The 11,862-nt window shown below is 63.8% G+C and carries 13 protein-coding genes; all 13 read right to left on the reverse strand.

Annotated features, from left to right (window positions below):
• Positions 1 to 11: 11 nt before the first annotated feature.
• The 13 genes from ACVWWD_RS17355 to rpsF all read right to left on the reverse strand — a co-directional run bounded on the left by ACVWWD_RS17355 (position 12) and on the right by rpsF (position 11,851).
• The gene (locus tag ACVWWD_RS17355; protein ID WP_015318519.1) at positions 12 to 230 is read right to left on the reverse strand and encodes a hypothetical protein; all 219 of its coding nucleotides are present in this window, start codon (positions 228 to 230) and stop codon (positions 12 to 14) included.
• A 170-nt stretch (positions 231 to 400) separates the two neighbouring features.
• Positions 401 to 1,042, reverse strand: coding sequence for a hypothetical protein (locus ACVWWD_RS17360; RefSeq protein ID WP_352546617.1), 642 nt, complete (start codon positions 1,040 to 1,042; stop codon positions 401 to 403).
• Positions 1,043 to 1,119: 77 nt separating this feature from the next.
• Positions 1,120 to 1,860: an SDR family NAD(P)-dependent oxidoreductase gene (locus ACVWWD_RS17365; protein ID WP_352546616.1), complete on the reverse strand. Its 741-nt coding sequence runs from the start codon at positions 1,858 to 1,860 to the stop codon at positions 1,120 to 1,122.
• Positions 1,861 to 1,908: 48 nt separating this feature from the next.
• Positions 1,909 to 3,378, reverse strand: coding sequence for an amidophosphoribosyltransferase (gene purF / locus ACVWWD_RS17370; RefSeq protein ID WP_023773383.1), 1,470 nt, complete (start codon positions 3,376 to 3,378; stop codon positions 1,909 to 1,911).
• A gap of 104 nt (positions 3,379 to 3,482) precedes the next feature.
• Complete coding sequence (locus tag ACVWWD_RS17375) at positions 3,483 to 4,142, reverse strand: CvpA family protein (RefSeq protein WP_023773384.1); 660 nt, start codon at positions 4,140 to 4,142, stop codon at positions 3,483 to 3,485.
• 47 nt (positions 4,143 to 4,189) lie between these two features.
• Positions 4,190 to 5,593: a DNA repair protein RadA gene (gene radA, locus ACVWWD_RS17380; RefSeq protein ID WP_023782881.1), complete on the reverse strand. Its 1,404-nt coding sequence runs from the start codon at positions 5,591 to 5,593 to the stop codon at positions 4,190 to 4,192.
• A 136-nt stretch (positions 5,594 to 5,729) separates the two neighbouring features.
• Complete coding sequence (locus ACVWWD_RS17385) at positions 5,730 to 7,220, reverse strand: replicative DNA helicase (protein WP_023782882.1); 1,491 nt, start codon at positions 7,218 to 7,220, stop codon at positions 5,730 to 5,732.
• Positions 7,221 to 7,465: 245 nt separating this feature from the next.
• A complete protein-coding gene (locus ACVWWD_RS17390; protein WP_352546615.1) occupies positions 7,466 to 8,431 on the reverse strand; it encodes a small ribosomal subunit Rsm22 family protein in 966 nt (321 codons plus the stop codon).
• Positions 8,432 to 8,433: 2 nt separating this feature from the next.
• Positions 8,434 to 8,757 (reverse strand): YnfA family protein, encoded by a 324-nt coding sequence (locus ACVWWD_RS17395; RefSeq protein ID WP_352546614.1) that lies wholly within the window; start codon positions 8,755 to 8,757, stop codon positions 8,434 to 8,436.
• Positions 8,758 to 8,846: 89 nt separating this feature from the next.
• A complete protein-coding gene (locus ACVWWD_RS17400; RefSeq protein WP_023795299.1) occupies positions 8,847 to 10,139 on the reverse strand; it encodes an SAM-dependent methyltransferase in 1,293 nt (430 codons plus the stop codon).
• Between the two features lie 177 nt (positions 10,140 to 10,316).
• Positions 10,317 to 10,901 (reverse strand): 50S ribosomal protein L9, encoded by a 585-nt coding sequence (gene rplI / locus ACVWWD_RS17405; RefSeq protein WP_023773390.1) that lies wholly within the window; start codon positions 10,899 to 10,901, stop codon positions 10,317 to 10,319.
• Positions 10,902 to 11,114: 213 nt separating this feature from the next.
• Positions 11,115 to 11,363, reverse strand: coding sequence for a 30S ribosomal protein S18 (gene rpsR, locus ACVWWD_RS17410; RefSeq protein ID WP_006203718.1), 249 nt, complete (start codon positions 11,361 to 11,363; stop codon positions 11,115 to 11,117).
• Positions 11,363 to 11,851, reverse strand: coding sequence for a 30S ribosomal protein S6 (gene rpsF, locus ACVWWD_RS17415; protein WP_015318508.1), 489 nt, complete (start codon positions 11,849 to 11,851; stop codon positions 11,363 to 11,365). The genes rpsR and rpsF overlap by 1 nt, the downstream gene beginning before the upstream one ends.
• Positions 11,852 to 11,862: the final 11 nt, after the last annotated feature.

An 11,862-nucleotide genomic window follows, 5' to 3' on the forward strand; every position in this document is an offset into this window, starting at 1 on the left:
ATACCTGATGCTTACTGAGCTGCCGGCTCTTCGGCGTCGCCTTCGTCGGTGAAGGGCGAGGCGCTCGGCACGCACTGCACGGACCAGCCGGCGGGTGTCGGCTGCTTCTGATACTCGGTGATGGCGGCGGTGCACTGTTCGCGCTTGTCGAAGGTGCTGGGCAGCACGACCATGCCGCCCTGCGGGCCGGCGATTACCAGATACCAGACCAATGCTGCGGTCGTAGCCATGGAGTTTTCCTTGTTCTGCCCAGCTCGGGCTCTCGTTGCGGGAGTCGTTCGATCCTAACAACTCCTCGGAAATGACGAAAGCATGACCGCCCAGCGGCCTTCTCCCCCAGATCACAGCCGCGTGATGATCCGTCGGGTTTTCTAGCCGGCGTGTTGCCCTCCACTATGGTTCAGTTGGTCGCAAAACAATAGAACAGGCCGTCGCCGCCTGTGCCTTTCAGCGCCTCCTGGCTGCAGCCGCCACGCGAGGCATGCGAGGAATTCCACGACTTCGCCGCCGCCGAATCATCGAGACCGGTGCGGTCGTGATGGCCCATCATCGCCGCCCCATCGGAGCCGCTCATCGTCCAGTCGCCGCAGGTCTGGTCGGCGATCCTGGTGCCGTCGGGCTTGGAGCCGGTCAGCATGTCGTGCCGGTTGGGCGTATCGCCGCGGCCGTTGACCGTTTCACCCTTCTCGTTCAGCGCGGTCTGCTTGGTGATGCCGTTGGCGTCGCCGTGCAGCGAGGCGACATCATCGGCGATCTTGGTGCCCTTGGCGTTGAACCAGGGACCCTTGCCGATGCGATCGCGCGCATCCTCCGCGCTGGTCGAGAGATAGGCGTGCCATGTCTTGCCGGTGACGCCGGCGGCTTCCGCCAGCGACGCGCAATGGGCATCCGCGCCCTTCAGCCCGCCGAGATCGGCCCCCTTGCCGGAGCCGACGCTGGTGACGAAGAAACTCATCTTGGCATCTTGGGAAACGGCCACACCGACCGTAGCTCCAAGAGCGGTGGTAAGGGCGGTGGCGGCAACGATGGCGAGTCTTGGCATGTCGGTCCTCCGGTTTCGAATGTCCTACGTCGGAAGAACGTAGCCGAAGGCTGTTTTAATCCGTTTCGAACCGGCTTTTATTCCGGTTGCCGGTAGGCGACGAAGCGGTTGTGCTTGGCCTGGAAGATCAGCCCGGTCTCTTTGAGGTCCGGGCTGGCCAGCGGCACGATGCGTTTGGCGATCTCGGAGGGGTGCGGCAATGTCTCGGGATCCTCACCGGGCACGGCTTGCGCGCGCATCGCGGTGCGGGTGGGGCCGGGATCGGCTGCATTGACGCGCAGCGGCAGGCTTTGCGTCTCATGCGCCCAGGAGCGCATCATGGTCTCCACCGCCGCCTTGGATGCCGCGTAAGGCGCCCAGAAGGCGCGCGCCGAATGCGCCACGTTGGACGACAGGATAATCGCCCGGCCGGCATCCGAAAGCCGGAGCAGCGGGTCGACCGAGCGGATCAGCCGCCAGGTCGAGGTGACGTTGATGGTCATCACCTTTTCGAAGATCTTGGCCTCGACATGGCCGATCGGCGAGATGACGCCAAGCACGCCGGCATTGGCGACGAGGATGTCGAGCTTGCCCCAGCGCTCGTGGATGGCGCCGCCCAGCCGGTCGATGCCGGCCATGTCGGCGAGATCAAGCGGTACCAATGTCGCCTGGCCGCCGGCCGTCTTGATCTGGTCGTCGAGTTCTTCCAGCCCGCCGACGGTGCGGGCAACCGCGATGACATGCGCGCCGGCGGCAGCCAATTCCCTGGCGATGAAATAGCCAATGCCGCGCGAGGCGCCGGTGACGACCGCAACGCGGCCGGTAAGGTCGAGGGTCATGCGATGGCTTCCGGAACTCTGGCTAAGGCTGATGACAGTCCGGCAATTCTACGCCCCGCTTGTCGCCAGCAGCGACAGCGTGCGCACATTGTCGTGGCCTTCGAAGTCGAGCAGGCGGGTCGGATACTGGCCGGTGAAGCACGCGTCGCAGAACTGCGGCTGCTCATCGTCGCGGCTCGCCTCGCCGACGGCGCGGTAGAGCCCGTTGATCGACAGGAAACCGAGCGAATCGACCCGAATGAACTCGGCCATCTCTTCCACCGACATGCGCGAAGCCAGCAGCTTCGACTTCTCCGGCGTGTCGACGCCATAGAAGCATGATGCGCTGGTCGGCGGCGAGGCGATGCGCATGTGCACTTCCTTGGCGCCGGCGTCCCGCACCATCTGCACGATCTTCTGGCTGGTGGTGCCGCGCACGATGCTGTCGTCGACCAGCACCACGCGCTTGCCCTCGATCATGCGGCGATTGGCGTTGTGCTTGAGCTTGACGCCCATATGGCGGATCGAATCGCCGGGCTGGATGAAGGTGCGGCCGACATAGTGGTTGCGGATGATGCCGAGTTCGAAGGGAATGCCCGCCGCCTGGCTGAATCCGATTGCCGCCGGCGTGCCCGAGTCCGGCACCGGTACGACGATATCGGCGTCGACCGGATTTTCCTGCGCCAGTTCCGCGCCGATGCGCTTGCGCACCTCATAGACATTGCGGCCCTCGACCGAGGAGTCGGGTCGGGCGAAATAGACATATTCGAAGATGCAGAAGCGAGTCTTCTGCGGTTCGAACGGGAACAGGCTCTCAATGCCCTTGGAGGTGACGACGACCATCTCGCCGGGCTTCAGGTCGCGCACGAAACGCGCGCCGATAATGTCGAGCGCACAGGTCTCGGAGGCCAGGATCCAGGCGCCGTCGAGATCGCCCAGCACCAGCGGGCGGATGCCGAGCGGATCGCGGCAGCCGATCATCTTCTTGGCCGTCATCGCCACCAGCGAGAAGGCGCCCTCGACCTGGCGCACCGCGTCGATGAAGCGCGAGTTGAGGTCGCGCTCCTTGCTGGTCGCGACCAGATGCAAAAGCGTCTCGGTGTCGGAGGTGGAGGAGAAGATCGCGCCTTGTTTCTGCAGCGCGCGCTGTACCGTCATGGCGTTGGTGAGGTTGCCGTTATGGGCGACGGCAAAGCCGCCATCGGCCAATTCGGCGAAGAAGGGTTGGATGTTGCGCATGCCGGCGCCGCCGGTGGTCGCGTAGCGCGTATGGCCGATGGCGCGGTTGCCTTGCAGGCTGTCGATGACGCGCTGCTTGGTGAAGGTGTCGCCGATCAGGCCGACATGGCGTTCGACATGGAATTGGGTGCCGTCATAGGAGACGATGCCGGCCGCTTCCTGACCTCGATGCTGCAGCGCATGCAGGCCGAGTGTGACGATGGCCGCCGCGTCCTGCCGGCCAAAGATGCCGAACACGCCGCACTCGTCATGGAAATGATCGTCAGCCTCGGCGGAAAGCACGTCGTCTGCGTCTGCCATCTTAAGCTCCGCTAAAATCGCCATATAAGGCGGTCGCGCGTCGAAAGCAACGCACTGCATGCGATCGTTCACATGGATCGATCGTCAGACGCCGCGTTCGGACCTCAGTTGGCGGGCGCTGGCGCCGGCTTGGCGGTGTTGTCGGCAGGACCGGCGTCGTTGTCATCGGGCGCTGGCGCATTGGCGTCGTCGCCGCCGGCTGGTGCATCCGCCGCCGGTGCGTCGGGCGCGACGGGCGTCTCGACGGCCGGCTGATTCGGATTGAGCTTCTTGAGGATGGCGTTTTCCGGGTCCTCTGGCAGCAGGCTCTCGAGCTTGGCGCCGATCTGTTCCAGCAGCGGCCGCGACTTGGCTTCCGTGACCCAGGCCGGGGCCTTGGCGCCGGCCAGCCAGTTGAAGAACAGCAACGCCACCGCGACGACCAGGACGCCGCGCGCGGCGCCGTAGAGGAAGCCGAGCGTGCGGTCGAGGGCGCCGATGCGCGAATCGATGATCCAGTCGGCAAGCTTCATGGTGATGACCGAAACCACGATCAGCGCGATGATGAAGACCACGCCTGCGGCCGCCGCCATGGCGATCTTCTCATTGTCGACATAGGGCTTCAGGTAGGGCAGGACCGGTTTGTAGAAGAAGAAGGCCGCCGCCGCCGCCGCCGCCCAGGAGACGACCGAAAGCACCTCGCGCGAAAAGCCGCGAACCATGGCGAGCATCGCCGAGACCAGGGTGAAGCCGACGAGAATTCCGTCAAGCAGCGTAATCGGCATGTCTTTGGCCCCACTCCGATCTCTTGTTCACGACTCGACGAGCCGCGTCATTCTTCATCGTCGGCACGGCCCCGCCGTGAGCCGGCTATGCGCGCCACGAGGTCGGCAAGCTCGGTCGGTTGGAAAGCGCCGGCCCCGATCCCCCCAGCAAGTTCCTCGCTGCCCAAGGGCAGAACCGCGCTACCAAAACCCAGCTTTTCGGCTTCCTTGAGACGCTGCTGCGCATGCGCCACCGGCCTCACCGCGCCCGAAAGGCTGATTTCGCCGAAATAGACGCAATCGGCGGGGAGGGCAAGACCAGTGAGCGAGGAAACCAGTGCGGCTGCGACCGCGAGATCGGCTGCCGGCTCGCTGATGCGGTAGCCGCCGGCGACGTTGAGGTAGACGTCATGCTGCCCGAAACGGACACCGCAATGCGCTTCCAGCACTGCCAGGATCATCGACAGCCGCGCGCCGTCCCAGCCGACCACCGCCCGGCGCGGCGTGCCAAGCGAGGAGGCCGCGACCAGTGCCTGGATTTCGACCAGAACCGGCCTGGTGCCTTCCATGCCGGCGAAAACCGCTGCTCCCGGCGATTTCGCGTGCCGTTCGCCAAGGAAAAGCTCGGATGGATTGGAAACCTCGCGCAGACCTTTGTCCGACATTTCGAAGACCCCGATCTCGTCGGTCGGTCCGAAGCGGTTCTTCACCGTGCGCAGGATGCGGAAGTGGTGGCCGCCTTCGCCCTCGAAATAGAGCACGCCGTCAACCATGTGCTCGACCACGCGCGGACCCGCGATCTGGCCTTCCTTGGTGACATGGCCGACCAGCACGATGGCGGCACCCGTGGATTTCGCGTAGCGGATCATCGCCTGGGCGGCGGCGCGCACCTGTGTCACGGTGCCTGGCGCCGAATCGGCCAAGTCGGTCCACAGCGTCTGGATCGAATCGAGGATGACCAGATCGGGCCGCTTGCCGTCGGCGATCGTGGCAAGGATATCCTCGACATTGGTCTCGGCCGCGAGTTCGACCGGGGCCGAGGCGACGCCGAGCCTCTGCGCACGCAGCCTGATCTGGGCAACTGCCTCTTCGCCCGAGACATAGACGATGCGATGGCCCTTGGAGGCAAGGGCGGCCGCGGCCTGGGTGAGCAGCGTCGATTTGCCGATACCGGGATCGCCGCCGACCAGAAGTGCCGAGCCCCGAACGAAACCGCCACCAGTGGCGCGGTCGAGTTCACCGATGCCTGAGATGATACGCGGCGCGTCCTCGATATCGCCCGAAAGCGTTGTCAGCACCACCGCGCGGCCCTTGCGGGCGTTGCGCGAGTTGGCAGGGCCCGAGCCGATGCCGCCAGATGTGCCTTCCTCGACCAGCGTGTTCCACTCGCCGCAGGCATCGCATTTGCCGGCCCAGCGCTGATGCACCGAACCGCAATTCTGGCAGATGAACTGGACGCGGGATTTGACCACGCTTTACCTTCCCGCCCGCCGGCGGGCGCCGCGCGCGACAGCCAATCTCCCCCCGTGTAGAGGAGATGTCCGGCAGGACAGAGGGCGGCGCAGAGCGTCGAGAGCCGTTGCTATTGGCGAGGTCGCTGGCAAGAGGCTACTCAAACCTTTCAGCGATATGGTGCTCTTCCGCGAGATCGGAGAAGCGGGTGAATTCGCCGTGGAAGGCGAGCGTGACAGAGCCAGTCGGCCCATGGCGCTGCTTGGCCACGATCACCTCGGCCTTGCCGCGCATCTCGTTCATGTCGTTTTCCCATTTGACGTATTCCTCGGTGCCGAGCTTCGGCTCGCGGTTCTTGAGGTAATATTCCTCGCGATAGACGAACATGACGACGTCGGCGTCCTGCTCGATCGAACCGGATTCGCGCAGGTCGGAGAGCTGCGGGCGCTTGTCGTCGCGGCTTTCGACCTGACGCGAGAGCTGCGACAGCGCGATGATCGGCACGGCCAGCTCCTTGGCCAGAGCCTTCAGGCCCGTGGTGATCTCGGTGATTTCCTGCACGCGGTTCTGCGAAGACTTGGCGGATGAACCCTGCATCAGCTGAATATAGTCGATGACGATCAGGTCTAGGCCGCGCTGGCGCTTCAGACGACGCGCACGGGCAGACAACTGGGCAATGGAAATACCGCCGGTCTGGTCGATGAACAGCGGGATCTTCTGCATGGTCTGAGAACAGGCGACCAGCTTTTCGAAGTCCATTTCGCTGATTTCGCCGCGGCGGATCTTGGAGGACGAGATTTCCGTCTGTTCGGAAATGATGCGGGTTGCGAGCTGTTCGGACGACATTTCGAGCGAGAAAAAACCGACCACGCCGCCATTGGCCGCCTTGAATGAGCCATCGGCCTGCTGCGCCGGCTCATACATCTCGGCGATGTTGAAGGCGATGTTGGTGGCGAGTGATGTCTTGCCCATGCCTGGACGGCCGGCGATGATGATCAGATCGGACGACTGCAGGCCGCCCATGCGGCGGTCGAGATCGCGCATGCCGGTGGCGAGGCCCGATAGACCGCCGTCACGCATATAGGCGGCGTTGGCCATGTCGACCGCGGTCTTGACCGCGTCGGTGAAGCTCTCGAAGCCGCCGTCATAGCGCCCGGTCTCGGCCAGCTCGAACAGGCGGCGCTCCGCGTCCTCGATCTGTTCGGAAGGCGACATGTCGACAGGGGCGTCATAAGCGATGTTGACCATGTCCTCGCCGACGGTGATCAGCGCCCGGCGCGTCGCCAGATCATAAATGGCGCGGCCGTAGTCGGTGGCGTTGACGACGGTGACGGCTTCCACCGCCAGCCGCACCACATACTGCGCCACCGTCATGTCGCCGACCTTTTCGTCGGCGGGCAGGAAGGTCTTGAGCGTGATCGGCGTCGCCGCCTTGCCCATCCGGATCAGCTCGGCCGCGACATCGAAGATCTTGCGGTGCAGGGGTTCGTAGAAATGGCCGGACTTCAGGAAGTCGGACACCCGGTAGAAGGCGTCGTTGTTGACGAGTATAGCGCCAAGCAGCGCCTGCTCGGCCTCGATGTTGTTGGGCGATTCGCGATAGAGCGGTTGCTCCGCCACGCTGAATTTTCGTGCTGCCTCTGCCATGATGTCCCCGATTTCAATCCCCGTCTGTCGATATCAGAACTGGACAAGTCAGTGCTGACTTATCTGCAACAGCCCGTGAAGAAGCGGCTTTGGTACGCGCGATTCACAGCCAAAATTTTTCGGTGGAAAGAATCGCAATTGACTCGAATCGAGAGTTGCGAGCTTAGCGTTTTTCGCAGGAGAACAAAACAGGAAAGTGAGCGCTGCTGACACCGCATTGCAAGGCTGTCGCGTCTCTTTCATCCTCATGCCATTGCATCGCCCCAATCCGCCCGCCGCGCCACCTTGAACGCGTCACCGTCGCGCTTGGTGAAGAGCCTTTCGCTGGCGCTGCCGTTTGCCTCGCAAAGCTTGAGCACGACCTTGCCGGAACCGGATTTCGGCGGCGCGACGACCCGCGCGGCGCGGAAGGCAGCCGGCTGGCGCGAAGCGGCGACATAGATGAATTTCTCATCTTCCCACGGTACTTCCGCCTCTTTGGCCAGGCGGTGCAGGCGCGAGCGGGCGACGCGGCGGGAAAAGTGGCACCAGTCCGGCGGTTTGAGCGGGCAGGGCGCCTCGTGCGGACAGGGCGCCAGCACATGCGCGCCGGCCGCGATCAATTGTGCGCGTACAGCTAGAATGCGCAGCCAGCCCGCCGGCGTGCCCGGCTCGACGATCAACAGCGTGTCCCTGGTGAGTTGCCATAGCCGGTCGACCATTTTGGGCAGGGACGCCGGCGCGATCTCGTCCAGCACATAGGCGCATGTGACGAGGTCGGCGGACTGGAGGTCGGCAATGTCCGTCGTGACATCGCCGGCCCGCCAGACGGTCCGCGCCGTAATCGCATCGGCGGCAAGCGTCTCACCGACCTTGCGTACCGCGGCACTCGCCTCAAGCAGCGTGGCCAGTTCCAGTTCAGGCCAGAGATCACTGGTGGCCCAAAGCACGGTGCCGGGGCCGGCGCCGACGTCGAGCAAGGTCGCGGGTGCGAAATCCGGCCGGGCTTCGGCGAGCGCATCGAGGCTGGCGCGGACCGCGGCGTAGGTCGCCGGCATCCGCGTCGCCAGATAGGCCTTGACCGCCATGTCCTGCGCCATATGCAGCCGACCGTCGCGCAATTCGGCGCGGTAGCGGTCGGACAGGGTTTTCGCCGCCTGTTTCAGGTCCGGCAGCGGCACCTTTTCCAAAAGGCGATCGACAGCCTGCCGAAGAGCGGCCGGCAGCTCCACGGCTATGCCCCTCTCGGTGCAAGCAGGATGATCGAGGCGCCAGCCATGCAGAGCGCCGCGCCGGCAAGGTCCCAGCGATCGGGCCGCACGCCCTCGGCCAGCCACAACCAGGCGAGCGAGGCAGCGATGTAGATACCGCCATACGCGGCAAAGGCGCGGCCGGCCGCATTGGTGCCGACCAACGCCAGAAGCCAGGCGAACACAATCAGAGAGGCAAAGCCAGGCAGCAGCCAGAGCGGCGACTTCTCCAGCCGCCACCACGCCCACACCGAAAAGCAGCCGGCGATCTCGGCAAGCGCCGCGGCTGTGTAGAGGAGATAGGTCATGAAAAAGGCCTCGCGACGATCACGAGGCCTTTTTCGGGGCAGGAGCCTGCAATGGCAAGCGCCAATAATGCGTCCCGTCAGCGCTGCCCCTATTCCGCCACCTTGCGTCGGCGGGCGGGCTTGGCGGACTTCTCGACAGGAGCCGCCTCGCGGCGGCCCATGTCACGCAACTCCAGCGCCTTCTCGCATTTGCCCATATAGTCGCGCGTCATAGGCAGCGTGTCGTTCTTCTTGGTGATCTGGAACTGGAAAATCACCAAGTCCTGCCAACGGAAGGCAGCTTCCGAGGCGGCCAGATAGAACTCCCACATGCGGCAGAAACGTTCGTCATAGATCGCCTTTGCCTTGTCCCGGTTGGCGGCGAAGCGCTGGCCCCAATGCTTCAGCGTGTCGGCATAATGAAGCCGCAGAATCTCGACGTCGGTGACCACGAGGCCGGACTTTTCGATCGCCGGCAGCACCTCGGACATTGCCGGGATGTAACCGCCCGGGAAAATATACTTGCGGATGAAGGCGCTGGTCGCCCAAGGCACGCCGGAGCGGCCGATCGTGTGCAAAAGCATGACGCCATCAGGCTTCAGCAATGTTGCCGCCTTGTCGAAGAAGGTGCGGTAATGGTTGACCCCGACATGCTCGAACATGCCGACCGAGACAATGCGGTCGAAGCGTTCGTTGAGCTCGCGATAGTCCTTCAATTCGAAATGGACGTGGTTTTCCAGCCCTTGCGCATGGGCCCGGTCGGTGGCGACGCCATGCTGTTCCGTCGACAGCGTCACGCCCTGCACGTCGACATCGAAGGCCTTGGCCAGATAGAGGCCGAGCCCGCCCCAGCCAGAGCCGATGTCGAGCACCGTCTGGCCGGCCTTCAGCCTGAGCTTGGCGGCGATATGACGTTTCTTTGCGGCCTGCGCCTCGTCGAGCGTCATGTCCGGCTGCTCGAAATAGGCACAGGAATACTGCATGTCCTCATCGAGGAAGAGCCGGTAAAGCTCGCCCGACAGATCGTAGTGGCGTTGCACGTTGCGGCGCGAGCGCGCGGCGGTGTTGATCTGCTGTAGGCGGCGGAAGGCGTGGCGAAGGCCCTCAATGGCTTTCGACCATGTCGCGTCGATGCCGCCGCTGCCCATGTTCTGGAAGGCAATGCGCATCAGTCCGAGCACGCCGCCTTCCAGAATGTCCAGCTCGCCGTCCATGTAGGATTCAGGCACCGCCAGCATCGGATCGAAGGTGATGGCGCGCTCGGCATGGCGGGTCTTGATGTGCATGTGCACCAACTCGCCGCTGCCGTCGCCGAAGATGAATGTCGTGCCTTTCGGCCCGGTTACCTTGAGACTGCCCGTGCGCACAAGGCGGTCGAGAACGCGCTTCAACAGAATATTCATGGTCCGGTGTCCCCTCACGGTCAGACAGGCTGTCCTACTCTGCATCAATATATAGGGTTTCGAAAAGTTCCTTTTGGCACAAAAATGCCCGGGCGAGAGGCCCGGGCATTGGTCCAGAAATGACTGGAAATCGACAGCATGATCGGAGCGCCGGTCCGGCGCTCGGAGCGCATGTGATCAGGCGTTTTCTTCGCCGCCTTCGAACTCGGCATTCGGATCGAAGAAGTTTTCCGGCCGCGCATTGTCGTTGATGTCGTCGCCATAAATGGCTTCGGCGGTGGTCAGCGTCTCGCCCTTGGACTGGCGCTCGGCTTCGTCAGCCGTGCGGGCGATGTTGAGGGTGATGGTGACTTCGACTTCCGGATGCAGCGCGATCGCCACATTGGTGACACCGATGGTCTTGATTGGCTGGTTGAGCTGGATCTGGTTGCGGTTGACCGTGAAGCCTTCCGCGATCAGCAGGTCGGCGATGTCGCGCGTCGACACCGAACCGTAGAGCTGACCGGTTTCACCAGCCGAGCGAACGGCGATGAAGCTCTTGCCGTCGAGCTTTTCGGCAACCTCTGCGGCTTCCGACTTGCGCTCGAGGTTGCGGGCTTCGAGCTGGGCGCGCTGGCCTTCGAACTTCTTTTTGTTGGCTTCGTTGGCGCGCAACGCCTTGCCCTGCGGCAGCAGGAAGTTGCGGGCAAAACCGTCCTTGACCTTGACGGTATCGCCCATCTGGCCGAGGCGGGAGACGCGTTCGAGAAGGATGACGTCCATGATTATGTTCCTTTTGGTTGGGCGTCCGCCCACAAGGCCAACGCCGAATTCTCTGGAACAGGTCAGGAAGCAAAAGGGCGTTGCCGCCGGTGTCGCTGTCCTGCCTGTCGCGGCAGTTAGAGGTTTTGACCCCAACTCGGGATTTGATGCTAACCGGTCATGCCCGTCATGGCCGGTGACAGGAACGGGCGGCGAACCGCCCGTTCGGAAGACTTAGCGAACCACGTAGGGCAGCAGGCCGAGGAAACGGGCGCGCTTGATCGCCTTGGCGAGCTCGCGCTGCTTCTTCTGGCTGACGGCGGTGATGCGCGACGGCACGATCTTGCCGCGCTCGGAAATGTAGCGCTGCAAAAGACGCACGTCCTTGTAGTCGATCTTCGGGGCATTGGCGCCGGAGAACGGGCAGGTCTTGCGGCGGCGATGGAAAGGGCGCCGGGTCGGGATCTGGTTGATGTCGACCATTATTCTGCACCCCCTTCAAAACCTTCGCGCGGACGGCGCGGACCACGGTCGCCGCCTTCGCGATCGCCGAACGAACGCGGGCCACGATCGCCGCGGTCGCCGAAGCTGCGGGCCGGCCGATCGCCACGGTCGCGATCGCCGAAGCCACCGCGCTCGGAGCGCTCTTCGCGCTTCTGCATCATGGCCGAAGGGCCTTCCTCATGCGCCTCGACCTTGATGGTCAGGAAACGCAGCACGTCCTCGGACAGGCCCATCTGGCGCTCCATCTCGTTGAGCGCTGCCGGCGGGCAGGTGAGGTCCATCAGCGTGTAGTATGCCTTCCGGTTCTTGTTGACCCGGTAGGTGAGGGACTTCAGTCCCCAGTTCTCGACCCGGCCGACGGACCCGCCATTCGCTGAGATGACACCCTTGTACTGTTCGACAAGCGCATCGACCTGCTGCTGCGAGAGGTCCTGCCGGGCAAGAAACACATGTTCGTAAAGAGCCATTATGGTTCAGT

This window comes from Mesorhizobium sp. URHB0026, from assembly GCF_054059755.1.